General features: G+C 69.4%; 20 protein-coding genes, 1 tRNA gene and 1 pseudogene. 11 read left to right on the top strand and 11 right to left on the bottom strand.

What is annotated here, in order from left to right; translation table 11 throughout:
• Positions 1-509: 509 nt before the first annotated feature.
• The 3 genes and pseudogenes from ACIQBL_RS38290 to ACIQBL_RS38280 form a co-directional block, all read left to right on the top strand.
• Positions 510-1,253, top strand: coding sequence for a hypothetical protein (locus ACIQBL_RS38290; RefSeq protein WP_401950801.1), 744 nt, complete (start codon positions 510-512; stop codon positions 1,251-1,253).
• Between the two features lie 192 nt (positions 1,254-1,445).
• On the top strand, positions 1,446-3,731 hold the full coding sequence (locus tag ACIQBL_RS38285) for a peptidoglycan recognition protein (RefSeq protein WP_401950798.1): 2,286 nt from the start codon (positions 1,446-1,448) through the stop codon (positions 3,729-3,731).
• 144 nt (positions 3,732-3,875) lie between these two features.
• Positions 3,876-4,010 (top strand): annotated as a pseudogene (locus tag ACIQBL_RS38280) (SAM-dependent methyltransferase); the annotation flags it as partial.
• A gap of 255 nt (positions 4,011-4,265) precedes the next feature.
• Here ACIQBL_RS38280 and ACIQBL_RS38275 read toward each other — a convergent pair.
• Both ACIQBL_RS38275 and ACIQBL_RS38270 read right to left on the bottom strand, forming a co-directional pair.
• The gene (locus ACIQBL_RS38275; RefSeq protein ID WP_401951150.1) at positions 4,266-4,487 is read right to left on the bottom strand and encodes a hypothetical protein; all 222 of its coding nucleotides are present in this window, start codon (positions 4,485-4,487) and stop codon (positions 4,266-4,268) included.
• Positions 4,488-4,620: 133 nt separating this feature from the next.
• Entirely contained in the window at positions 4,621-5,532 is a 912-nt protein-coding gene (locus ACIQBL_RS38270; protein ID WP_401950796.1) for a LysR family transcriptional regulator, read from the bottom strand.
• Positions 5,533-5,656: 124 nt separating this feature from the next.
• On the opposite strand from ACIQBL_RS38270, the gene ACIQBL_RS38265 reads away from it, so the two are divergent.
• The 4 genes from ACIQBL_RS38265 to ACIQBL_RS38250 all read left to right on the top strand — a co-directional run bounded on the left by ACIQBL_RS38265 (position 5,657) and on the right by ACIQBL_RS38250 (position 8,972).
• The gene (locus tag ACIQBL_RS38265) at positions 5,657-6,466 is read left to right on the top strand and encodes an inositol monophosphatase family protein (protein ID WP_401950793.1); all 810 of its coding nucleotides are present in this window, start codon (positions 5,657-5,659) and stop codon (positions 6,464-6,466) included.
• 193 nt (positions 6,467-6,659) lie between these two features.
• Positions 6,660-7,187, top strand: a complete 528-nt coding sequence (locus ACIQBL_RS38260) for a hypothetical protein (protein WP_401950791.1) — start codon at positions 6,660-6,662, stop codon at positions 7,185-7,187.
• A gap of 251 nt (positions 7,188-7,438) precedes the next feature.
• The gene (locus tag ACIQBL_RS38255; RefSeq protein WP_401950789.1) at positions 7,439-8,278 is read left to right on the top strand and encodes an inositol monophosphatase family protein; all 840 of its coding nucleotides are present in this window, start codon (positions 7,439-7,441) and stop codon (positions 8,276-8,278) included.
• Positions 8,279-8,351: 73 nt separating this feature from the next.
• On the top strand, positions 8,352-8,972 hold the full coding sequence (locus tag ACIQBL_RS38250; RefSeq protein WP_401950787.1) for an NAD(P)-dependent oxidoreductase: 621 nt from the start codon (positions 8,352-8,354) through the stop codon (positions 8,970-8,972).
• A gap of 875 nt (positions 8,973-9,847) precedes the next feature.
• Here the strand turns inward: ACIQBL_RS38250 and ACIQBL_RS38245 are convergent.
• Positions 9,848-9,924 (bottom strand) — tRNA-Thr (locus ACIQBL_RS38245).
• Positions 9,925-10,149: 225 nt separating this feature from the next.
• Between ACIQBL_RS38245 and ACIQBL_RS38240 the strand changes: the two genes are divergently transcribed.
• From ACIQBL_RS38240 to ACIQBL_RS38230, 3 genes are all read left to right on the top strand, one after another.
• Complete coding sequence (locus tag ACIQBL_RS38240; protein WP_401950785.1) at positions 10,150-11,286, top strand: ABC transporter ATP-binding protein; 1,137 nt, start codon at positions 10,150-10,152, stop codon at positions 11,284-11,286.
• A gap of 226 nt (positions 11,287-11,512) precedes the next feature.
• Entirely contained in the window at positions 11,513-11,968 is a 456-nt protein-coding gene (locus ACIQBL_RS38235) for a hypothetical protein (protein WP_401950783.1), read from the top strand.
• A gap of 96 nt (positions 11,969-12,064) precedes the next feature.
• Positions 12,065-12,796: an NDP-sugar synthase gene (locus ACIQBL_RS38230; RefSeq protein ID WP_401950780.1), complete on the top strand. Its 732-nt coding sequence runs from the start codon at positions 12,065-12,067 to the stop codon at positions 12,794-12,796.
• 167 nt (positions 12,797-12,963) lie between these two features.
• Here the strand turns inward: ACIQBL_RS38230 and ACIQBL_RS38225 are convergent, their stop codons facing one another.
• The 6 genes from ACIQBL_RS38225 to ACIQBL_RS38200 all read right to left on the bottom strand — a co-directional run bounded on the left by ACIQBL_RS38225 (position 12,964) and on the right by ACIQBL_RS38200 (position 19,366).
• Positions 12,964-14,613 (bottom strand): DoxX family membrane protein, encoded by a 1,650-nt coding sequence (locus tag ACIQBL_RS38225; protein ID WP_401950777.1) that lies wholly within the window; start codon positions 14,611-14,613, stop codon positions 12,964-12,966.
• A gap of 118 nt (positions 14,614-14,731) precedes the next feature.
• Positions 14,732-15,673, bottom strand: coding sequence for a 23S rRNA (guanosine(2251)-2'-O)-methyltransferase RlmB (gene rlmB / locus ACIQBL_RS38220; protein WP_043673273.1), 942 nt, complete (start codon positions 15,671-15,673; stop codon positions 14,732-14,734).
• 120 nt (positions 15,674-15,793) lie between these two features.
• Positions 15,794-17,191, bottom strand: a complete 1,398-nt coding sequence (gene cysS, locus ACIQBL_RS38215; RefSeq protein ID WP_401950774.1) for a cysteine--tRNA ligase — start codon at positions 17,189-17,191, stop codon at positions 15,794-15,796.
• A gap of 143 nt (positions 17,192-17,334) precedes the next feature.
• Positions 17,335-17,835 carry a 2-C-methyl-D-erythritol 2,4-cyclodiphosphate synthase gene (gene ispF / locus ACIQBL_RS38210; RefSeq protein ID WP_401950771.1) on the bottom strand — a complete coding sequence of 167 codons (501 nt, stop codon included), beginning with the start codon at positions 17,833-17,835 and terminating at the stop codon, positions 17,335-17,337.
• On the bottom strand, positions 17,825-18,577 hold the full coding sequence (ispD, locus tag ACIQBL_RS38205) for a 2-C-methyl-D-erythritol 4-phosphate cytidylyltransferase (protein WP_401950768.1): 753 nt from the start codon (positions 18,575-18,577) through the stop codon (positions 17,825-17,827). The genes ispF and ispD overlap by 11 nt, the downstream gene beginning before the upstream one ends.
• A 306-nt stretch (positions 18,578-18,883) precedes the next feature.
• Positions 18,884-19,366 (bottom strand): CarD family transcriptional regulator, encoded by a 483-nt coding sequence (locus ACIQBL_RS38200; protein ID WP_003953493.1) that lies wholly within the window; start codon positions 19,364-19,366, stop codon positions 18,884-18,886.
• Between the two features lie 589 nt (positions 19,367-19,955).
• Here ACIQBL_RS38200 and ACIQBL_RS38195 point away from each other — a divergent pair.
• Positions 19,956-20,594, top strand: a complete 639-nt coding sequence (locus ACIQBL_RS38195; RefSeq protein WP_401950765.1) for a DUF461 domain-containing protein — start codon at positions 19,956-19,958, stop codon at positions 20,592-20,594.
• 94 nt (positions 20,595-20,688) lie between these two features.
• Here the strand turns inward: ACIQBL_RS38195 and ACIQBL_RS38190 are convergent, their stop codons facing one another.
• Together ACIQBL_RS38190 and ACIQBL_RS38185 are read right to left on the bottom strand one after the other, a co-directional pair.
• Positions 20,689-21,369: a response regulator transcription factor gene (locus ACIQBL_RS38190; RefSeq protein WP_009340348.1), complete on the bottom strand. Its 681-nt coding sequence runs from the start codon at positions 21,367-21,369 to the stop codon at positions 20,689-20,691.
• Positions 21,366-22,619, bottom strand: a complete 1,254-nt coding sequence (locus tag ACIQBL_RS38185; protein ID WP_401950762.1) for a sensor histidine kinase — start codon at positions 22,617-22,619, stop codon at positions 21,366-21,368. The genes ACIQBL_RS38190 and ACIQBL_RS38185 overlap by 4 nt, the downstream gene beginning before the upstream one ends.
• Positions 22,620-22,636: the final 17 nt, after the last annotated feature.

The raw sequence follows: 22,636 nt of genomic DNA, 5'->3' as shown, positions 1-22,636 counted from the left end.
ACGTTGTCCACGTGCGGTTCTCACGCACGGGGCGTGACGCACACGCGTGATCCGTCAGAAGGCCGTAGGGGAAGCAGTCGGCTGTGCCGACCGCAGCGGCGAGAGGAAGACGGGTCCGCTTGATCGCATCGAAGACTAGGGCGGCGGAGATCCGTTCCGCAAGGCCCTCATATTGCCGACCCGGATCCACGCGAAGAAAGGCCTTAAATACTCCCAAATGCGGACATGCAAACCAGTAAAGTATGGACCAAATGTAGGGTAAGCATAAGTCAAGCTCAAATAAAGCTCAGATAAAGTCACCAGGGGTTCCCCCTGGTCAACCCCTACGGCAAGATCATGTCTGCGCGGAAACGCCGAAGGGGAAAGGCGGAAACCGCGTGTAGGGGGAAGGAGGCGTTCGCCTGAAGCAATGTCTCCACTTGCATGCCACATGCATTCCCTGCTGCTTTATTCGCTTCGTGTTTCCCATCCACGTAATGGAGGCAGTAGATATGCGTAATAACGTGAAGATGACCCGCAAGAGACTCGTCGGACTGGCTGCCGTCACGGCGGCGGCCATCACCATGGCGGCAATGCCGGCGACGGCGTCCGCGGAGGACGGCGGCACCACTCCCGAGGCCTACGAGGCATACCTCGTGGAGCAGATCGAGCTGGGTGAAACGGACGCCCAGGAGACGCTGGACCAGTACTCGGAGCTGTCCGACAACGACAAGGAAGAGTTCGTCACCCTCCTGAACGACCCTCAGCGCGGGGCGGAGATCGGGGACTTCATCTCGGACGTCTCCGACATCGAGACCATCGATGAAGAGGCCTACGAGACCGAGCTGAGGAAGGAGACCGAGGGCGGCAAGGTCGTTCTCGAGGCGACGCTCGACGTGGAGGAGACCGAGACGGCCCCGACCACCGACGAGGAGCTCTCCGACCCGTCCGCCCGGTACTACGACCGGAGCGCCTGGTACAGCGTCTCCGACACCATTTTCGGTGTGAAGGTCACGACGGTGAAGATCGGCGTCAACTACCGCACGACCTCTTCCCGCGTCGTCAAGGTCTACAACGGCTGGGCCTCGCACCGGAACTTCGTGCCGTTCGCCGAGTTCTCCAACGGCCCGGTCAAGGAGTGGATCTCCGCCGACCCGGCGAACAACGCCACCGCCGAGACGATCTGGCAGGGCAAGTGGAACGGCTTCAGCTGGGACGCGCGCGAGCGCATCTGGGCTGACCAGAGCGGTTTCAAGGGCGGCTACCTGAAGTAGGCGGAAGCGCCGGCGATTCCGGCCGCACCGAGCGGGAACGCGCGGTGCGGCCGGAATCGCTGGTTCCCCTTTTGCTGTTGAGGAAGTTCCATCCTGGCGAGAGCTGTGCCCGGTCGCCTGAAGGGTGTGCGAGATTCAGCCACCGGGCGACATGCCTGAGTCCACAATTGCGAGGAAGGTATCAAAGCCGGTATGAGAACGCGTCGTTGGTGGGGGACGGGTGCGGTCGTCGCTGCGGCCGTGTGCGGGACGTTGGCAGTGCAGGGGGTGAGCGGGGGATCCGGCAGCGGTGAGGACCGTGGCCGCGATGCGGGACCGGTCCGCGATCAAGTCCGGTCGGCCGCGCTGGAGATGAGCGGTGACGGCGGGTCCGCGTCGCTCGGCCGGCGGGACGTCGAGCCGTTCAGCATGCTCGGGGTCACCTGGCGGAAACCTTCCTCCAGCCTGGTGGGCAAGGTCGAGGTGCGGACCAGGGCCGCCGGGTCCGGGAAATGGTCCGGCTGGCTGACTCTCGACAGTGACAACGGTGTGGGAGAGCGGGGCGCCTCCCGGGGTGGTACCGAGCCCGCATGGGTCGGTCTTTCCGACGGCGTCGAGGCACGGGTCAACGGGAAGCCGGCCTCCAGGCTGCCCCAGGGGCTTCGCCTCGACATGGTCACGTCTGGTGGCAGGAGCAGGAGCACCGGGGGCGACGTCGAGCCCGCCGCCTTCGCCGCGGACGGAACCGAGGAGCCCACCGCTTCCGAGTCCCCCACGTCCGACCCGACCGAGGTCAGCTCCACCGAGCCCTCGACGCCCGATCCGGCAGCCACCGAGCCCTCCCCCACGAACTCCGAGTCCGCGTCCGCGTCGGAGTCGCCGTCCGCGGCACCCACGGACTCCGGGAGCACCACGCCCAGCGAGTCGGCGACCACTTCACCCTCACCCTCGGCGACCACTCCCACCCCACCGCCTTCCACGGTTGCCCAGCCCGCTGTCACCGCGCGCTCGGGGTGGGGCGCTGACGAGGCACTGAGCCCGGAGGAACCGACGTACATCGCGGGGAAGATCAAGGCGGTGGTCGTCCACCACACGGCCTCGACCAACGACTACACCTGCGCCCAGGCACCCTCGATCATCAACGCGATCTACACGTACGACGTGACAACGCTCGGCTGGAAGGACATCGGCTACAACTTCCTCGTCGACAAGTGCGGGACGATCTACGAGGGCCGCAAGGGCGGTGTCGGTCTCCCGGTCGTCGGCGCGCACGCGTACGGCTTCAACTCGCAGACCACCGGCATCTCCGTCCTCGGCACCTACATGGACGCCGCACCCTCGGCGGAGGCGATGACCTCGGTCGCCCGCCTCTCCGCCTGGAAGCTCGGTCAGTACGGCGTCGAACCGGACTCGAAGGTCACCCTCACCACCGCCGTCAGCGGCCAGAACCTCGCCGGCAAGAGCTGGGGCCCGGGCGAGCAGATGACGTTCCCCGCGATCCACGGCCACCGCGACGGCTACAACACCCTGTGCCCGGGTGACGCGTTCTACACCGCCCTCGGCACGGTCCGCACGCTGGCCGCCGGCCCTGTCACCGACCTCACCCTCACCAAGGCCACCGGCACAAGTGCGGTCGGTACGACCGCCTACACCAACGGCCCCCTCACGGTGACCTGGTCCACCACGACCCCGACGGCACTCATCTCGTCGTACGGGATCCTGGTCGACGGCAAGACAGCCGCCACCGCTGCGGCCACGGCGACCTCCGCCAAGCTGCCCCTCGCCCCTGGCACTCACCAGGTGCAGGTCAAGGCCGTTCACCAGTCCGGCCGGACCGTCACCAGCGCGGCGCGGACCGTCGTCGCCGAGACCACCGCACCGACCTTCACCACCAAGCCGAACCTGGCCCTGCGGACCGGCACGGTGAACACGACGGCCGTCCCGCTGACCCTCGGCTGGAAGGCGACCGACAACGTCTCCCTGAAGGAGGCGAAGCTCACCGCGCCCCTCGCCAAGACGTACGGGCCGACGGTGACGAGTGCCGCCCACACCGCCAAGTCCGGTGCCGCCACGACCTGGTCGCTCCGGGCGTACGACGTGGTGGGCAACTCGGCCGCCGCCTCCGTGTCGGGGACGCCGGTGATCCTTCAGGAGACCTCGGCCGCGAAGACCGGGACCTGGACGGTGAAGTCCTCGTCCAACTACCTCGGCGGCAAGTCCCGCACCAGCAGCGCCAAGAACGCCTCACTGACCTGGACCTTCACTGGGCGGTCGGTCGCCTGGGTGGTCTCCCGGGCAGCCGCCTCCGGACAGGCGGACGTCTACGTCGACGGCAAGAAGGTGACCACCGTGGACCTCGCATCGGCCACGACGGCTTACCGGAGCGCCATCTGGACCAAGACCTGGGCCGGCAGCGCGAAGCACACGCTCAAGATCGTGGTGAAGGGCACCGCCGGGCGTCCTGCCGTCACCACGGACGGGATCGTCTACCTCAAGTAGACCCCAGCGCGCCCGGAACAGAACCCTGCCCCTGGCCAACAGAACAGTGTGCTCCCGCCTCGCTCGTCACATGTGCGAGGCGGGAGCACTCATCTCTTCCGCAGGTCGGAGGCCGGCCCTGTGGCGGACCATCCGTTTCCGGTCCCCGAGCTGCTGCTCCCGGCCATCGCCCAGCACCTCACCCCCAGGCGTACTCTCACCTTCTCGGTCCCCCACCCCCAGCGCGACGGCCTGCGCCCCGCCACCGACGACCGACCCCGCCGCGACTACGTCACCATCTCCCTGATCGGACCGCTCCTGGCGTGGGCCGCGTTGTTGCCCGTTGCGCAGGCCGATGTCCCAGCCGTTCCGTACGAAGCCGGACAGCGGGGCGCAGGAAGGCCATGCCAAGTCCGGGCAGGATCTTGGTGGTTGGTTGCGGACGCCGACTCGCCGTCCGGGACCACCAGGTCAGGACAGGTTCGCCACGGGGGCCCGGTCCACGTCGGGACGGCTCCTGCCGCACCGTCCGCTCACGCATCGCTCACACATCGCTCACGCAGAAGGGGCTGCGACGGTAAGGCCGGGATACCCGCCGGGCGGTCCTGTCGGCCCGGCTCCCGCGAACGGCGCCAGGGCGGACGCGATGGCGGCAGGCGCGCCCAGCAGCCCGGAGAGCCGCCCGTAGTGCGTAGTTCCCCGACGGTCGGTGACGGCGGCGGCCTGGAGGACGGGGAGGCTGCCGCGCACCATGCCGGGTGTGAGCGCGATCCCCACGAGCAGGGGAACGGGCCGGAGTTCGTCACGAACGCCGTGGTGGTGGTCCCGCCGGAGGTGATCAGCGTGACGGTGCGGGTGGTGACGCCGGTGCGGCGGGCGAGGGTGGCGTACAGGGTGCGGCCGAGGGCGGCTACTGGCCGGGTGGGATGAACAGGGTGCGCAGGATTTGGGTGGCTGTTTCGCGTAGCCAGGTGTGGGCGGGGTCGTTGTCGTGGCGTTGGTGCCAGAGCAGGTGCAGGGGGACTTCGGGCAGGTCGAGTGGCACTGGCAGGGTGGTCAGGCCGAGTTGGTCGCGGGCGGCGCGGGTGGCCGCGTCGGGGAGCGTGACCACGAGGTCTGTGTCGCGGGCGAGTTGGAGTGCGGTGGCGGTGGTGGGGGCGGAGGCGATGACACGGCGTTCGTGGCCGAGGGCGCTCAGGGCGTCGTCGACCCGGTTGTGGAGGAGTCCGCGCCGGGAGACGGTGAGGTGATCGGCCGCCGCGTATCTCTCGGGCGTGACGGGCTGTTGGGTGAGGGAGTGGCCTGGGCGGACAGCCAGGACGAGCCGGTCGCGGCCGATGAGGCGGTGGCCGATGTCGGGCAGGGACGGCGGGCCGGCGCTGGAGGCGAGGTCCACCTCGCCGCGGCGTAGCTCGGGGGTGTCGTCACCGGGCTCGGCGGTCAGTCGGAGTCGCACCCCGGGGGCCTGGCGGTGCACCGCGGCGATCAGGGCGGTCGCACAGGTGGTGGTGAGGGCGTCGTGCCAGCGGACGGTGAACACTCGCTCCAGCCTCGCCAGGTCGAGTTCCGTCTGAGCGGACAGCAGGTGGTGGGCCTGCTGCACCAAGGCGTGGACCTCGGTGCGCATGGCCAGGGCGCGGGTGGTGGGAGTCATGTGGCGTCCGGTGCGGACCAGGATCTGGTCGCCGGTGGCCTTGCGGATACGGCCCAGAGAGCGGCTCATCGCCGGGGAGGTGACATGAAGGCGGGCGGCGGCACCCTGGACGCTTCCTTCCTCAAGGAGTGCGTCCAGGGCGGCGAGCAGGTTCAGATCCAGTTGCATGCCAGTAACTGTATAAGTGAAAACGATGCACTTGCTGTTAACAGTGGCGGCTTCTACCTTCGAGGTGCGGGGCAGGGACAGCGTCCGGAAACACCCCGCTTCCACCGACCCAAGGGAATGCCCCATGCGCACAGCCATGCCTTCTGACCCCGACGCCACGCTCCTGTCCGCGGTGACCGCCGCGGTGGAGGACGCCGGAGTCACCCTGCGGGAGCGCTACACGACCCACGCCCGGGGTGTGAGCCTGGAGGAGGTCGTCGGCGAGATCCACGCGAACGACGACGCGGTCCTCGCCGTACTGCGAGAGCCGCTGCTGCGGGCGAGGGCGGGATCGCGGTGGGCGGAGGACGAGCTGGCCGGCGGGGCGCTCCCGCCGGGCGAGTGGTGGGTCGCCGACCCGGCCGAGGGCAACATCAACCACGTTCACGGCATGCCGGACTGGGCCGTGACCGCCACCCTGGTGCGCGACAACCAGCCGGTCCTCACGGTCGTCCACCTCCCGCTGACCGGGGACACCTATACCGCCACCGCCGGCGGTGGCGCCCACCTCAACGGCCGTAGGCTGACGGTGTCGGCGAAGAGTGACCTGGGGGCCGCGTTGATCGGCACCGGACAGGCCCGTCCCGGCGAGAGCACCGACACCTTCCGCCGCATCGGGCAATCGGTCACCGCCATGCTCACCGCCGGTCTGGTGGTACGGGTGTCCGTGCCGGCCACGCTGCAGCTCATCCACGTCGCCGCCGGACGTATGGACGCCTTCTGGCAGTTCTCGGACGTCCGCTCCGGTCTCGTCGCGGGCGCCCTGCTGGTCGCCGAGGCCGGAGGCACCGTCACCGACTTGGACGGCAAGCCCTGGAACGCGGCCAGCCGCGATTTCCTGGCCGCCGCCCCGCAGATCCACACCACCGCGCTGGACGTCCTGTCCTCGATCTGATCGGCGCCCCTGCCGTACCGCCCTGACCCTGCCACCCCAACTCGCCATCGCGCGGGCCGAGCCGGGTGTTGTGGCCGGCTCCACACAGACAGGTCCGCCGCACACCGCAGGTCACCCATCCGTTCAGGACGGGCCCCGTCACAGGCTCCGACTGCTGAGCCGTAGCCGAGACGATCCACAGACTGGGACAGCCATGACCACACTTTCCGCAGCGCCAACCACCCCACCGCAACGGGCCCGCCGGGTCCTGTGGAGCATCCCGGCCCGGCTGCGCAAGAGCATCCTGGTCACGCACGTCGCCTCGGCGGGAGCCTGGATCGGCATCGATGTCATCTCCATCGTCCTGGTGGCGATCGGTTGGGCCCGCGCGGGCGAGGACCGCACCGCCGTATATCGCGCACTCGCGGACTTTTTCGTCGTCCCTCTGCTGCTCTCAGCACTCATAGCGGGGACGGTCTGCCTGCTCACCGGTGTGCTACTGGGGTTGGCCACCAAATGGGGCCTCGTACGCTACTGGTGGGTCGCCGCGAAGCTGGTCCTCAACGTCATCGCCTGCGCGCTGATGCCGGCGTTCCTGGGTCCCTTCACCGAACTCGCCACGGGCGAGCAGCCGTTGCAGGACATCTGGTTCGTCTCGTTCCTCGCCGCCACCGCCATGGCGCTGTTGAGCTTTGCCATGGTCCTCTCGGTCTTCAAACCCTGGGGCCGAGTTCGCACGTGACGCGGCCCCCTACCAGCTGTCTCGGGTCGCCGCAGGACGTATGCGCATGCACCGGCGGTACGGGAGCGCGCGGTCCGGCTCGGGCGGGACGGTGTTGCTCGCCGTAACCCTTTGAACCGCGCCCTCGGCCGCCTCGCAGGCCGACCTCGGTGGCGCCTCGCATCCCCCGTACACGAACAACCACCGCTGAAGCAGCGGCTTCTGCTCATGTCCCTCACCTCTCGGAGGTCCCCGCCATGTCTGCTCCTGCCATGTCTGCTCCTGCCAAGTCCGCTCCTGCCGTGCCGAGCACGGTCACCGACGACTCGGCCCTGCTCCCCGCCGTCGTCGAGGTCGCCGAACGGATCGGCGCCCGCGTACTTGCCCGCTACTCACCAGGTGCCCGACCGGTCACCCGTGAGGACATCATGAGCCGCTTCGGACCCATGGAAGAAGAAGCCGCCGAGGGCGTTCAGCCTGCCCTGGCCGCGATCCGGCCGCAGGCCACCTGGCTGGGCGAGGACGAGGAGGAACAGCACCAGGGCGGTCTGCCCGCCGGCGAGTGGTGGGTGAGCGACCTCGTCGAAGGCGCGATCAACCACCTGCACGGGCTGACCGAATGGGGCACCACCATCACCTTGGTCCGCGACAACGAGCCTGTGCTCGGCGTGGTGCATCAGCCCCTCGGCAACGTCACCCATACCGCCGTGCGCGGCGGCGGTGCCTTCCGCAACGGAACTCGGCTGCGGGCGTCCGCCAAGACCGACCTCAAAGTGGCGATGACGACCACCAGCCAGGACGGCGGGGAAGACCAGGCACAACGCCGGCACATGGCGCAGGCGTTCGCCGCCATGCTGGGCAACGCGTTGCTGGTACGCAGCACCGTCCCCACCACCTTCCCGCTGCTGGGCGTGGCCGCCGGACAGTACGACGCCTACTGGCAGTTCCAGCCCGAGATGTCAGGGGTGGGCGCGGGTGTACTGCTCGCCACCGAAGCCGGCGCCATAGCCACCGATCTGTACGGCCGGACCTGGCGGCCGGGCGCCGATCTGCTGGTCGCCGCGCCAGGAGTGCACGCCGCCGCTCTGAACGTGCTGTCCAGCACCGCCTGAGCCGCGGCGGCGTCCGTCACCCCGCAGAAATCACCAAACCCCCCAAGTACCGCCTGCCTGCAAGGAGTTCGACATGCATCTCACTGTTCTGGGCGCTTCGGGAGCCACCGGGCAGCAGCTGATCCAGCAGGCCCTTGATCGTGGCCACACCGTCACGGCCGTCGCCCGTGATCCCGACCGCCTCCCGGCCACCGGTCATGACGACCAGCTGATCCGGGTGCGCGCCGACGTACGGGACGCCGACGCCGTCGGCCGTGCGCTCAAAGGCGCCACCGCCATCATCTCCGCACTGGGTATCCCCAGCCGTGACCAGGTCGGTGTGCTGACCGCGGGTGCTCGTAGCGCCGTGGCCGCCGTCCCCGAGCGCATCATCTGGATGGGGGCGTTCGGCACCGGCGCCTCCGCCGCCGCGGCCGGCGCCCTGACGCGCACCCTGCTGCGGGCCATGGGTGCCGAACTCACCGACAAGGTCACCGCCGACACGACCGTCCTCGACGCCGGGGGCACGGTCTTTCACTGCGGGCCGCTGTCTGCCGGACCGCTCAGCGAGCACCGCCGCACCGTGGACCTGAACCAGGCACCTCATCGGCTCTTCCCCGCCCGCGTCAGCCGCGCCACGGTCGCCGCCGCGTTGCTCGACGCCGCCGAAACACCGGACCTGCCCGGCGGCACCTACGTGCCCCTCGACCGCTGAGCCCGCCTCAGCTCGGTGTCTGACCTCGGCCGTTCACCCGCCCCCCTGATCTTGGTTCGTTCCCGGGCCAGCGGGGCGGCCGTTCTTCACGCTTCGAGGTGCCGTCGAGCAACGTCGCGTGCGGGAAAGGCCGCTGGTGAAGAGTCACACCGCTGAGCAGTCCCTGACACCGCGTCGGGTGTCCTGTCGCACTGTCGGGTGTCCTGTCCCACTGTCGCGTGTCCTGTCCCACTGTCGCGTCCAGTTCTACGACTGCCTCTACAGCCGGTCGGATGCGTTCTTCGAGCCGACCGACGCGGTGCTGTGCTGTGCTGTGCTGTGCTGTGGTCGAACGACCCGGTGACGTCGCTGGTGGAGTTGACGCTCACGGCCGAGCACCGGCGAGGGCGCGGGGCGATGTACCACGCGGTCGACCACGGCCGGCTGGAGCCGCGGCGCCTGCGCAGACCCCGCCGGCCTCTACGCCGCTGCCGCGTGCCGCCGGGACCTGACCGGGAGCAGCGGTTCGATCCGCACCCACACATCGTCCGCCACCAGCCACGGCGGGCCCTTCACCTGCCCCCTGGCCCGTCCAGGCCGCACGGAACGAGACATGGGCCCCGAGCGCTTTCTGTTAGCTCCTCTTGGGCGGGTCGTGGATCGCGCCCCAGGCGGAGCGCGTTGATCGTGAGACTGCCCGAACCCGACAGACCGAAGCCGACCGGCGGCACAGAGCAAAAGAGCCAGGTCACAGCTCTGCGAACGGAAACACCGACTGGCAGTCGATCCCAGACCTACGCATGGCGACGCGTAGCCCACAGCTGCCCGATCAGCCGGATCCCAAGGTCAACAAAAACAAGAAACCCCAGGCCAGAGACCTGACCCGGGGATTTCCATGGAGCCCCCTGTCGGATTCGAACCGACGACCTACGCATTACAAGTGCGTTGCTCTGGCCAACTGAGCTAAGGAGGCCTGCACGAGTTGCGAGACGTGCGCGATCACGTGCCTGGTGCAGTGTACCCAGGTCCCCGCCACCCCCTGTCGAAAATTTCCGCGAAGTTCACATGGCCCCGGGTACTGACAGACCGGGCAAACGCCAGGTACCGTCCGTACCCAGTTCACTCATGTGGACTACACCAACCACCTTCCTACTCGGATCGTCCGGCACGTTCCTGCCGGTAGAAGGGGGCCTTCACCATGGCCACTGTTTCGTTCGACAAGGCGACCCGGATTTACCCGGGCACCGAGAAGCCCGCCGTAGACGGTCTGGAGATCGAGGTCGGGGACGGCGAGTTCCTCGTCCTCGTCGGTCCGTCCGGCTGTGGCAAGTCCACCTCGCTCCGCATGCTCGCGGGGCTCGAGGACGTCAACGCGGGCGCCATCCGCATCGGTGACCGCGACGTCACGCACCTGCCGCCGAAGGACCGGGACATCGCCATGGTGTTCCAGAACTACGCGCTGTACCCGCACATGACGGTCGCCGACAACATGGGCTTCGCGCTCAAGATCGCCGGCGTCAACAAGGCCGAGATCCGCCAGAAGGTGGAGGACGCGGCGAAGATCCTCGACCTCACGGACTACCTCGGCCGCAAGCCGAAGGCGCTCTCCGGCGGTCAGCGCCAGCGTGTCGCCATGGGGCGCGCCATCGTGCGTGAGCCCCAGGTCTTCCTCATGGACGAGCCGCTGTCGAACCTCGACGCCAAGCTCCGTGTCTCGACCCGTACGCAGATCGCCTCGCTGCAGCGCCGTCTCGGCATCACCACCGTCTACGTCACCCACGACCAGGTCGAGGCCATGACGATGGGCGACCGGGTCGCCGTGCTCAAGGACGGTCTGCTCCAGCAGGTCGACTCGCCGCGCAACATGTACGACCGCCCCAAGAACCTCTTCGTCGCCGGCTTCATCGGCTCCCCCGCCATGAACCTGATCGAGGTCCCGATCACCGACGGCGGCGTGAAGTTCGGCAACTCGGTCGTCCCGGTCAACCGTGACGCGCTCAAGGCCGCCTCCGACAAGGGTGACCGCACGGTGACCGTCGGCGTCCGCCCCGAGCACTTCGACATCGAGGAGCACAACGGCGAGGCCGCGAAGTCCCTCACCAAGGACACCGAGGACGCCCCGGCCGGTCTCGCGGTCACCGTGAACGTCGTCGAGGAGCTGGGCGCCGACGGTTTCGTCTACGGCAGCGCCAAGGTCGGCGACGACCTGAAGGACCTGGTCGTCCGCGTCAGCGGCCGTTCGGTGCCGGAGAAGGGTTCCACGCTGCACGTGGTGCCGCGTCCGGGTGAGCTCCACGTGTTCTCGACCTCCACGGGCGAGCGCCTCACCGACTGATCAAACGTTCGTATGTTTCAGGGGAAGGGCCCCGCGGATCACCGCGGGGCCCTTCCCGTTGGGGGCAGTTGAGGAGGGTCGTCCGACCGCTGTCGACAAATACCCCGGCAGACCCGTCATTTCGAGCAGCGTTCGTCAACGCCCTACCCAATACGAGGCACCAATCCATCCCCCGAATCGGTGACTAAATGTCGCCAAATCATTACCGGACGCTACCCTCACACGCGTGAAGCACTCCAATAACCAACAGCCGCGACGCGGCCGGGGCCCCGCCCGCCGGGTCGGCCGCACCCTCGCCCTCGTCCTGCCCGTCGTCATGGTGCTCTCCGGCACCCTCGCGGTCACCCGGGTCAACTGGTCGGGGAGCCCCTCCAGCTCGATGCTCACCGCGACGGACGTCACGGCGGCCGGAGCCTCCTCCCGGGCGGCCGCACGCGCCCCGCAGGACATCCTGCGCGACCAGCTCATGACGGAGCTCCAGGACAAGAACCCCGGCGTCGTCCTGACCCACCTCCAGGAGGCGGTGAACGGCCGCCCGTCGCTCGCCGGCCACTGCACCTCCATCGCCCGCGCACTGGGCCGCGCCGCGGTCCGTATCTACGGCGCGACGCGCGCCCAGTCCTACGCCCGCCCCGTGTGCGACACCGCGTTCGCCTCCGGGGTCATGGCCGCGCACAGCTGACCGGAACCGGTGCCCGGAGTAGGAGGTCGGTAACGGCTGATTAAGGAACGGTTGCAGCCGAAAGATGCGGTGGGGCCGCCACGTACAGTTCGGGTCATGACCGATCCGAACGCCGCGTCGCGCCCCACCCAAGCCGTGATTCTGGCCGGTGGCCAGGGATCCCGGCTGCGCCCCTACACCGACGACCGGCCCAAGCCGATGGTCGAGATCCCCGGCACGGGGACGCCGATCATCGGCCATCAGCTCGTCTGGCTCGCCGAGGAGGGCGTGACCGACGTCGTCGTCAGCTGCGGGCACCTCGCCGAGGTGCTGCAGGACTGGCTGAAAACAGCCGATCTTCCGGTCGACGTGACCACAGTCGTCGAAACGGAGCCCCTGGGCCGCGGCGGCGGCCTCAAGTACGCCGCCGCGCACCTGCCCCGCCCGGACAGCCCCTGGTTCGCCACCAACGGCGACATCTGGACCCGCTTCTCGCTCCGCGACATGGCGGACTTCCACACCGAGCGCGACGCCGTCGCCACGATCGCGCTGGCTCGGCCGCGGATCCCCTGGGGTGCCGTGCAGACGGACGACTTCGGGCGCGTCACGGACTTCATCGAGTCGCCGCCGACGCAGTACGCGATCAATGCGGGGGTGTACGTCTTCTCGCCCGAGTTCGCCGGGTTGTTGCCGGAGCGGGGGGATCACGAGCGGACGACGTTTCCTCACCTTGCGCGGGAGTTGCGGCTGGCCGGGTTCCCGATTCCGCAGGGGGCTTACTGGCGGGCCATCGATACCGCGAAGGATCTGAGAGAAGCCGCCAAGGAGCTTGCTGCGCTTGGTCGTTGAGTGCGGGCCGGTGGGGGCTGGTCGCGCCCGCGCGGCGGAGCCGCATATTGATACGGCCCCGCGCCCCTAAGAACACAAGAGGGCCTGCACTGGAAAGTGCGGGCCCTCTCGCATTCCTGGTTGTCAGCCGGTGGGCTGCTGTGTCAACAAGCCGCCCACCGGCCCAGCTACCCCAACAGGCCGCCCACCAGGCCCGGCTGGCCGGAGGACGAGGAGCCCCCGGTGCCGGCGCCGCCGCTGGAGCCGGTGCCGCCGGTGGTGGCGCCGCCCGACGTGGGTCCTGAGGTGGTGCTGGGGGCCTGGCCGGCCGGGGAGGAGTGCTGGGGCTGCGTACGGCCCGCGGTGCCCTGTGTCTGGCTGGGGGCGCCGCTGGTGGCCGTACCGGACGAGTGGGTCGCGCCCGGGGTCGTCGCCGCGCCCGAGGGGCTCGCCGAAGTGGCGTGCTGCGACGGCGACTTGGACGCCCTGGGGCTGCTGCTGCGGCCCTTGGTCGGTTCGCCGGGGAGCGGGGTGCCGGGGAGTTCGTTGCGCGGGGCCTCGCCGGGGCCGGGGACGACCACGCGGCCGGCGTCGCGGACCGCGCCGCCGAGCAGCGAGCCGATGAGCAGGGTGAGGCCGATCGAGACCGCCGTGATGAGGGCGCCGCGGCGCAGGACGTAGCGGCGCAGCTCCCAGATGTCGGCGCGGGGTCCGAGGCGGCGCCAGGCGCTGCCCGCGAGGCGGCCGTCGACGGAGTAGACGGGGGCGCCGGCGATGATCAGCGGGGACCAGGCGGCGAGGTAGATGATGTCGGGGGCGTCGTAGGCCGGAACGGTCTTCCAGCTGACGGTCACGATGAGCGCTGCCGAGAGCAGGACGCCGCCGACCGCCGCGACCCGCTGCCACAGGCCGAGGATCGTCAGGACGCCCACGACGACCTGGGCGAAGGCGATGACGAGCCCGGAGCCGACGGGGTGGTGGAGGGCGAACTGCCGTAGCGGCTCGGCGACTTCCCAGGGGTGCAGGGTGTTGAGCCACTTGACCATGGAGCCGCGTTTGCCGCCGTCGAAGTAGACGGGGTCGCACAGCTTGCCCATGCCGGCGTAGATGGAGATGAAGCCGAGGAAGATGCGGAGCGGGAGGAGGACGACGCCGAGGTTCATACGGCGGCCGGGGTAATAGGCGTGCCGTACCGGGTCGTTGCCGTAGCGCTTGGCGCGCCGGTCCCGCTCCGCGTCCGTCTCGTCCGCGCCGAAGTCCTCGAACTCCCGTCCTCCGTAGGCGGGTTCGTCGTAGGCGCTGCCCACGGTCCGCATCTGCGGCAGGAGTCGGTTCTCGCCGGTGTCGTGGTCGTGGCCGCGCTGGGCGCCGACCAGGGGGGTTTCCAGGGTCTGCGCGGTCAGGTCGCCGTCGTAGGCGCGGGCGTAACCGGCGTCCTCGATACGCGGGATGACCTGCGTGGCCCCGGCGTCGCCGGCCGGCTGGTCGCCGTGGCGGACGCCGCTGCCCCGCACGGCCTGGAGGAGCCGGATGGCGCCGGTGTCGTCCGGGGCGGACCTGCCGCTCCAGACGACGGGCCTGCGGCGCGCGGCACCCGCGCCGGCCGCGGGCATCCGGGCGGTGTCCTCGGCGGCACTCAAGTGCCGTGCGAGGCGCGGGTTTTGGGTGCGCGTCGAGGCGCCCAGCTGCACGCGGAAGCTCGCATGATTGACGATGACCTGGGCCGGATCGCTCGGCACCTTCACCATGCTCAGCGCGGGAGCGTCGTCCAACCCGGACTGGAATCCGGACGAGCGGTCCCCCGTGGGTGTGCGGGGTGTTCTGGTGTCCACACTCATCTAACCGAGTGACGTGTGTTTAGGACACTGCTTTGACTTGCCGGAAGTGTCCGGACAGCGTCAAGCTCGCCCTCGCCCCCCAGATTGCCCCGAGTGGGTGACGGTGCCGAACATCCGTTCAGGAGCGCTTGCGTGCCGCCTCGTAGAGCACGACCCCGGCCGCGACACCCGCGTTGAGCGACTCCGCGCCGCCCGGCATCGGGATCCGCACCCGGAAGTCGCAGGTCTCGCCCACGAGTCGGGACAGGCCCTTGCCCTCGCTGCCGACGACGATGACCACCGGGCCTTCCAGGGCGGCGAGTTCACCGACCTCGTGCTCACCGTCGGCGGCGAGGCCGACGATCGCGAGGCCCGCCTTCTTGTACGCCTCCAGGGCGCGCGTCAGGTTCGTGGCGCGGGCGACGGGCGTACGGGCCGCCGTACCCGCCGACGTCTTCCAGGCACCGGCGGTCATGCCGGCCGCGCGGCGCTCGGGGACGAGGACGCCGTGGCCGCCGAACGCGGAGACGGAGCGGACGATCGCGCCGAGGTTGCGCGGGTCGGTCACCCCGTCGAGGGCGACGATCAGCGGGTCCTCGCCCTTGTCGTAGGCGGCGTTGGCGAGGTCCTCGGCGTGCGCGTACTCGTAGGGCGGGACCTGGAGGACCAGGCCCTGGTGGTTGAGGCCGTTGGTCATGCGGTCCAGCTCGGGGCGCGGGGCCTCCATGAGGTGGACGCCGCCGCGCTCGGCGACGAGCTGGAGCGCCTCGCGGACCCGCTCGTCGTTGTCGATGAACTGCTGGACGTACAGCGTGACCGCCGGAACGCCCTCGCGCAGCGCCTCCACGACCGGGTTGCGCCCCACGACCATCTCGGACGTGCCCTTGCCGCCGCGCCCGCGCGCGACCGGGCGGCGCTGGACCTGCTTGGCCTTGGCGTTGGCGACGCGGTTCTTCTTGTGGCCCTTGCGCGCCTCGGCGGGCGGGGTCGGGCCCTTGCCTTCGAGACCCCGGCGCCGCTGGCCGCCACTGCCGACCTGCGCGCCCTTCTTGCCGGACATGCGGCGGTTGTTGGCTGCCATTACCTACCTGTCTGTGCGATGCGATGAGTGTGCACGAGTACGAATGAACACGTGCGTCTATGCAGTGTGCCGCCCGGAGGGCCGGGCGGCACAGTCGATCTTCGTTGACCGGGGTTGGGTTCAGCGTGGGCCGAGGGTCCAGCGCGGGCCCTGCGGGCCGTCCTCGATGACCAGGCCGGACTGGTTGAGCTGGTCGCGGATGGCGTCCGCGGTGCCCCAGTCCTTACGGCTCCGGGCGGCCTCGCGCTGGTCGAGGACCATGCGGACCAGGGTGTCGACGACGCCGTGCAGGTCCTCGCCCCGGTCCGTCTCTCCCGCCCACTGCGGGTCCAGCGGGTCGAGGCCGAGGACGCCGAGCATCGCGCGCACCTCGGCGAGGCGGGCCACGGCGGCCTCCTTGTCGTCGGCGGCCAGCGCGCTGTTGCCCTGCCGGACCGTGGTGTGCACGACGGCGAGGGCCTGCGGCACGCCCAGGTCGTCGTCCATCGCCTCGGCGAACGCGGGCGGCACCTCGGCCGCGGGCTCGACCGCTCCGGCCTTCTCCACGACCCGCTGCACGAAGCCCTCGATCCGCGCGAACGCCGACTCGGCCTCGCGCAGGGCCTCCTCGCTGTACTCGATCATCGAGCGGTAGTGCGGGGTGCCGAGGTAGTAGCGCAGCACGATCGGCCGCCACACCTTGACCATCTCGCTCACCAGCACGCTGTTGCCGAGCGACTTCGACATCTTCTCGCCGCTCATGGTGACCCAGGCGTTGTGCAGCCAGTACTGCGCGAAGTCGTCGCCGTAGGCCTTCGCCTGGGCGATCTCGTTCTCGTGGTGCGGGAAGATCAGGTCGAGGCCGCCGCCATGGATGTCGAAGACGGGGCCCAGGTACTTGTGCGCCATCGCCGAGCACTCCAGGTGCCAGCCGGGCCGGCCGCGGCCCCACGGCGTCTCCCAGTCGGGCTCGCCCGGCTTGGTCGCCTTCCACATCGCGAAGTCGCGCGGGTCGCGTTTGCCGGTGATGCCCTCCTCGGAGGGCTGACGCAGGTCGTCGATGTCCTGGTTGGACAGCTGAAGGTAGTCCGGGTACGAGCGCACGTCGAAGTAGACGCTGCCGTCGGCCTCGTACGCGTGACCGCGCTCGATGAGCCCGCGCATCATCTCGATCATCTCGGGGACGTGCCCGGTCGCGCGCGGTTCGTACGTCGGCGGGAGGCAGCCGAGTGCCTGGTACCCGTCGTTGAACGCGCGCTCGTTCTCGTACCCGATCGCCCACCAAGGGCGGCCCTGGTCACGGGACTTGGCGATGATCTTGTCGTCGATGTCCGTGACGTTGCGAATGAACGTGACGTCGTAGCCGCGGTATTCGAACCAGCGGCGCAGGATGTCGAAGTTCAGGCCCGAGCGGATGTGGCCGATGTGCGGGGCGGCCTGCACGGTGGCACCACACAGGTAGATCGAGACACAGCCCGCGGTGAGCGGGGTGAAGTCGCGAATCTGCCGGGCGCTGGTGTCGTACAGACGAATGGTCACGGTACAAGGGTAGTGGGCGTTTCGCTGTGCCTCAGACGGTTGGGTCGATTGTTGTCTGCGGGCCGGTGGGGGCTGGTCGCGCCCACGCGGCGGAGCCGCAAATTGATACAGCCCCGCGCCCCTAAAAGCAAAGGTCGGGCCAGTTAAGCGCGTTTCACCACCAGCGCTGTTGCCACCGCCATCAAGCCCTCTCCCCTACCGGGGAAGCCCAAACCGTCCGTCGTCGCGCCGGAAACCGACACCGGAGCTCCCGCCGCCTCCGACAACAGCTTCTGCGCCTCGTCCCTCCGCTTGCCGATCTTCGGTCTCGGGCCTACGACCTGTACGGCGACGTTGCCGATGGTGAAGCCCGCCTCACGGACGATTCTCGCGGCCTCTGTCAGCAAGGTGACGCCCGACGCACCCGACCACTCCGGGCGGCCCGTGCCGAAGTGCTGGCCCAGGTCGCCGAGGCCCGCTGCCGAGAACAGGGCGTTGCAGGCGGCGTGGGCGACGACGTCCGCGTCGGAGTGGCCGGCCAGGCCCGGGCCCTCGTTCTCCCACTTCAGACCGGCGCACCACAGTTCGCGGCCCTCCTCGAAGGCGTGGATGTCCGTGCCGATGCCGACCTGGGGCAGGGCGAACGGAAGGGACTCAGAAGCCATCGTTCAGCCTCCTGCGGGCGAGAACCGCCTCCGCGAGGACCAGGTCCAGGGGGCGGGTCACCTTGAAGGCCTCCTCGTGGCCGGGGACGGCCACGACCGTGAGGCCGAGCTGCTCGACCATGCTCGCGTCGTCGGTGACGTTGTCCGTGACCGTCTCGTGGGCGCGGATCAGCGTGGCGCGGTCGAAGCCCTGCGGGGTCTGCACGGCGCGGAGGCGGGCCCGCTCGGGGGTGGCGACCACCGGCTCCGGGTCGCCGGGACGCGCGGCCGGCTCGACTTCCTTGACGGTGTCGGCGAGGGGCAGCGCCGGTACGACGGCGAGGGCTCCGTCCCGTACGGCCTCGATGACCGTGTCGACCGTGTCGACCGGGACGAGCGGGCGGGCCGCGTCGTGGACCAGGACGATGTCGTAGCCGGGCGGCAGCGCGTCCAGGCCGAGCTTCACGGACTCCTGGCGGGAGTCGCCGCCGGGGACGACCAGGAAGTCGGTGCGCTCGGGCAGCGCGTGGGCGTCGAGGAGCGTCTTGACCTCGGCGGTGCCGTCGGGCGGGGCCACGACGACGACCAGGGAGACGGCACGCGACGCGGCGAGTGCGCGGACCGCGTGGATGAGCATGGGGGTGCCGTTCAGCGCGCGTAGCGCTTTGGGGGCGCCCGGACCGAGGCGTACGCCACGGCCGGCGGCCGGAATGACGGCCGCGGCGGAAGACTGCGCTTGCGAAGGGCGCGAATCGTCAGACATCGGTTCCTGTCAGGTTTGTGTGCTCGACCTACGTGGGTATGGCCTGAGGAGTGCCGGGCGCGACGCCTTGACCGGACCCTTCCGTGACACCGGTCGAGCCTGCTGCCCGGGCCCGGCACACCATTATCGGGGAACCGGGGGACGTTTCTCCGACGTTCGACGGGGCCGGGACCGGAGTCGGTCAGGGCGAGGCCTTCGACGGAGTCGGAAAACCCCCGGACATGCCGAAGCGCCCGGCGACAAGGGAGCTGTCATCGGGCACCACGGCATTTCAGTGTGCTGAGCAGGGCGTACCAGTCGCCTGCGTCAGGACGCGAGAACCTCGTCGAGCAGGGCCTCGGCCTTGTCCTCGTTCGTGTTCTCCGCGAGCGCGAGCTCACTCACCAGGATCTGGCGAGCCTTGGCGAGCATGCGCTTCTCACCTGCGGAGAGTCCGCGCTCGCGCTCACGACGCCACAGGTCACGGACGACTTCCGCGACCTTGATGACATCGCCGGAGGCGAGCTTCTCCAGATTTGCCTTGTAACGACGCGACCAGTTCGTGGGCTCCTCGGCATACGGAGCGCGCAGCACCTCGAAGACCCGGTCCAGCCCGTCCTGACCGACCACATCACGTACGCCGACGAACTCCGCATTGTCCGCTGGCACACGCACCGTCAGGTCACCCTGGGCGACCTTCAGCACCAAGTAGGTCTTGTCCACGCCTTTGATCTGGCGAGTTTCGATAGCCTCGATCAGCGCGGCCCCGTGATGGGGATAGACCACGGTGTCGCCAACCTTGAACGTCATGTGACAGGTACCCCTTCCGTGGCTATCCAGGGTAACACGGAAACTGCGGGTTCTGAATGGCGTTTTCGCAGGTCAGGGCATATCTCGGGGCTTGACAACAGTAACAGGAACGTGCTGCGGAGGCCGAGCGGAAGAGGGTATTCGCAGGTCGGAGCGGCTCTCCGGGCGAGGTGAAACGCGTACGTTACACACATCCGGAGGCGCCTCCAAGTGGACGAACGTCCCCAAATGTCTGGTTCCAAGTGCTCGACTTCCGCTACTCCGTTCGGTGGGCGGAGCCCGGTGCGAGGCGAATCCGGAATTGATCACCGAGGTGGCACGGAACGGCCGGTGATCAATTCTTCGAGGCGTCCTGCATTCTTCACGGAAAATCCGCCGACGGACGGCTGAGCTGCTTATGTGAATGCCGGACGAGTGCCGGACGCAAGTGACCCGCGAGTCACTTGTGGCACACGGGTACCCGGTTGGGGGAGGGTCGGGTGCGGTGGTGCGGGAACGGCTCGGTAACCTAAGGCCGCTGACAGACACTTAGGGCGCCTTTATTGGGAAGTCGCCCTGCTCCGCCCACGTTCAAGGAGTAGCCGCCGCCGTGAGCAGCAGCCTTCGACGCGGCGCCCTCGCCGCCGCCGCCATCGCGTTCTCGATCGCCTCGCTCGCCGCGTGCGGCGCCGGCAACGACGCACAGACGCTGGAGGTCAAGCCGGACAACGCGGCCGTCTCCGTCGGCGTCATCAAGGTGCAGAACGCGCTCGTCATCACCCAGCCCGACACCGCGTCCACGGGCCCGGCGGTGATCTCCGCGACCGTGTTCAACACCGGCACCACCAACCAGACCCTGGACTCCGTGAGCGTCGACGGCGCCGGGACCGCCACGCTCACCCCCGCCAAGGGCAAGGGCCCGCTGGTCGTCCCGGCCGGCGGCTCGCTCGTCCTGGGCGGCAAGGGCAACGCCTCCGCCGCGCTGACCGACGCCACCGGCGTCACGGACGGCAACGCCCAGAAGATCACCTTCACCCTCAGCACGACCGGCGGCGTGAGCCTGAGCGCCTTCGTCGTCCCGGCCGACAGCTACTTCACCAAGTGGGGCCCGACCGCGATCCCGACCCCGGCCGCGGGCGCTTCGGCGACCACCTCCACCTCGCCCAAGCCGGGCAAGAGCACGTCGGCCACACCGACCGACTCCGCCTCCGCGAGCGCCACGGCCACACAGTCGGCCTCCGCCGGCTGAGCAGCCGTAGCAGCACGTCGTACGACGAAGGGCGGGACCTCATGGAGAGGTCCCGCCCTTCGTGTCGTAGCGACCGTCAAGCCTGCTGGTCGGTCTACGGCTCGAACTTGTAGCCGAGGCCGCGCACCGTCACCAGGTACCTGGGCGCACCCGGGTCAGGTTCGATCTTCGCGCGGAGGCGCTTGACGTGGACGTCCAGGGTCTTGGTGTCGCCCACGTAGTCGGCGCCCCAGACTCTGTCGATGAGCTGCATGCGGGTCAGTACGCGGCCCGCGTTGCGCAGGAGCATCTCCAGCAGGTCGAACTCCTTGAGGGGCAGGTCGACCTTGGAGCCGGAGACCGTGACCACGTGGCGATCCACGTCCATGCGGACCGGACCTGCCTCGAGGGCGGCCGGGGTGACCTCCTCGGGCTCGCCGCGGCGGCGCAGGACGGCCCGGATACGGGCGACGAGCTCGCGGGACGAGAAGGGCTTGGTGACGTAGTCATCGGCTCCTATTTCCAGGCCTACGACCTTGTCGATCTCACTGTCCTTGGCCGTCACCATGATGACGGGGACGTTGGAACGGCCGCGCAGCTGGCGGCAGACCTCCGTGCCGGGCAGGCCCGGCAGCATCAGGTCGAGCAGGACGAGGTCGGCGCCGTTGCGCTCGAACTCGTCGAGTCCGTCGGGCCCGGTGGTCGCGATGGCGACCTCGAAGCCCTCCTTGCGGAGCATGTACGACAGGGCGTCGGAGAAGGACTCCTCGTCCTCGACGACGAGCACTCGGGTCACGGAAGGACCTCCGGGGCGGGAAGCGGTTCGTACGGGGATGTGTCAGGGGACCCCTCGACCTCGTCGTCGAGGTCGGGGTGCTGGTGGGCACGGTCGCGGGCCGCACCCGCCTCCGGCAGCCTCAGGGTGAACGTGGAGCCCTGTCCCTCGGAACTCCACACCGTGACCTCCCCGCCGTGCGAGGCGGCCACGTGCTTGACGATCGCCAGCCCGAGACCCGTACCGCCGGTGGCCCGTGAGCGGGCCGGGTCGACACGGTAGAAGCGCTCGAACACGCGCTCCTTGTCCTTCTCGGATATCCCGATGCCCTGGTCGGTCACGGCGACCTCGATGTGGTCGCCGCCGGGCGCGTTCACCCGGCGGGCGGCTATGCCGACGCGGGTGCGGGCGGGCGAGTAGTTGACGGCGTTCTCGACCAGGTTGCCGAGGGCGGCGGCCAGCTGGCCGCGGTTGCCCCAGACGTGCAGGTCGGCGGTGCCGCCGGCGGCCATGGTGATCTGCTTGGTGCCGGCCTGGTGCCGGCAGCGGTCGATGGCCTCGGCGACGAGTTCGTCGACGCGGACGGGTTCGGCGTCTTCGAGGGGGTCGTCGTTCTGGACCCGTGACAGGTCGATGAGCTCCTGCACGAGATTGGTCAGCCTGGTGGCCTCGATCTGCATCCGGCCGGCGAAACGCTCCACCGCCTCAGGATCGTCGGAGGCGTCCATGACCGCCTCCGACAGGAGGGAGAGCGCGCCGACGGGAGTCTTCAGTTCGTGGCTGACATTCGCCACGAAGTCACGTCGTACGGCCTCGATGCGGCGGGCCTCGGTGAGGTCCTCCACGAGGAGCAGGACGAGCCGGGAGCCGAGGGGGGCCACCCGTGCGGACACGGCGAGAGCCTCGCCGCGTCCGGTGCCCCGCCGGGGCAGATCCAGCTCGACCTGGCGTATCTCGCCGTCGCGCCGGGTGTCCCGGGCCATCTTGAGCATCGGGTCGACGGAGAGTTTTCCGCCGCGGACCAGTCCGAGGGCGTACGCCGCCGAGCTGGCCTTGACCACGGCGTCCGCCTCGTCGAGGACGACGGCAGAGGAGCGGAGCACCGAGAGCACGGTGTCCACACCCGGCGGAAGCACCGGGTCCGTATGCAGGGATGTCCTGGTCGGTCGCTTCTGGTCGCGTTCGCTCCAGCGGAACGCCAGCATGGCGATGACACCGGTGAGTACCCCGGCGATCGCTGCCGCTGCGGCGACCGCCGCGTTCACGTCCATGCTCCCAGGTTAGGCAT

The sequence above is a fragment of the Streptomyces sp. NPDC088350 genome (genome assembly GCF_044753545.1).
Taxonomy (GTDB): Bacteria; Actinomycetota; Actinomycetes; order Streptomycetales; family Streptomycetaceae; genus Streptomyces.
The sequence above is the reverse complement of the archived record's forward strand: the minus strand, read 5'-3'. Positions and strand labels throughout refer to the sequence as shown.

Bases quoted from the DNA above. Each gene is read 5' to 3' on its own strand.
- ACIQBL_RS38260 (WP_401950791.1), top strand. From the start codon at position 6,660: ATGACCACACTTTCCGCAGCGCCAACCACCCCACCGCAACGGGCCCGC.
- ACIQBL_RS38200 (WP_003953493.1), bottom strand. From the start codon at position 19,366: ATGACGTTCAAGGTTGGCGACACCGTGGTCTATCCCCATCACGGGGCC.
- ACIQBL_RS38290 (WP_401950801.1), top strand. From the start codon at position 510: ATGACCCGCAAGAGACTCGTCGGACTGGCTGCCGTCACGGCGGCGGCC.
- ACIQBL_RS38255 (WP_401950789.1), top strand. From the start codon at position 7,439: ATGTCTGCTCCTGCCAAGTCCGCTCCTGCCGTGCCGAGCACGGTCACC.
- ispF (WP_401950771.1), bottom strand. From the start codon at position 17,835: ATGGCTTCTGAGTCCCTTCCGTTCGCCCTGCCCCAGGTCGGCATCGGC.
- ACIQBL_RS38230 (WP_401950780.1), top strand. From the start codon at position 12,065: ATGACCGATCCGAACGCCGCGTCGCGCCCCACCCAAGCCGTGATTCTG.
- ACIQBL_RS38250 (WP_401950787.1), top strand. From the start codon at position 8,352: ATGCATCTCACTGTTCTGGGCGCTTCGGGAGCCACCGGGCAGCAGCTG.
- ACIQBL_RS38225 (WP_401950777.1), bottom strand. From the start codon at position 14,613: ATGAGTGTGGACACCAGAACACCCCGCACACCCACGGGGGACCGCTCG.
- ACIQBL_RS38270 (WP_401950796.1), bottom strand. From the start codon at position 5,532: ATGCAACTGGATCTGAACCTGCTCGCCGCCCTGGACGCACTCCTTGAG.
- rlmB (WP_043673273.1), bottom strand. From the start codon at position 15,673: ATGGCAGCCAACAACCGCCGCATGTCCGGCAAGAAGGGCGCGCAGGTC.
- ACIQBL_RS38285 (WP_401950798.1), top strand. From the start codon at position 1,446: ATGAGAACGCGTCGTTGGTGGGGGACGGGTGCGGTCGTCGCTGCGGCC.
- ispD (WP_401950768.1), bottom strand. From the start codon at position 18,577: ATGTCTGACGATTCGCGCCCTTCGCAAGCGCAGTCTTCCGCCGCGGCC.
- ACIQBL_RS38265 (WP_401950793.1), top strand. From the start codon at position 5,657: ATGCGCACAGCCATGCCTTCTGACCCCGACGCCACGCTCCTGTCCGCG.
- ACIQBL_RS38240 (WP_401950785.1), top strand. From the start codon at position 10,150: ATGGCCACTGTTTCGTTCGACAAGGCGACCCGGATTTACCCGGGCACC.
- ACIQBL_RS38185 (WP_401950762.1), bottom strand. From the start codon at position 22,619: ATGGACGTGAACGCGGCGGTCGCCGCAGCGGCAGCGATCGCCGGGGTA.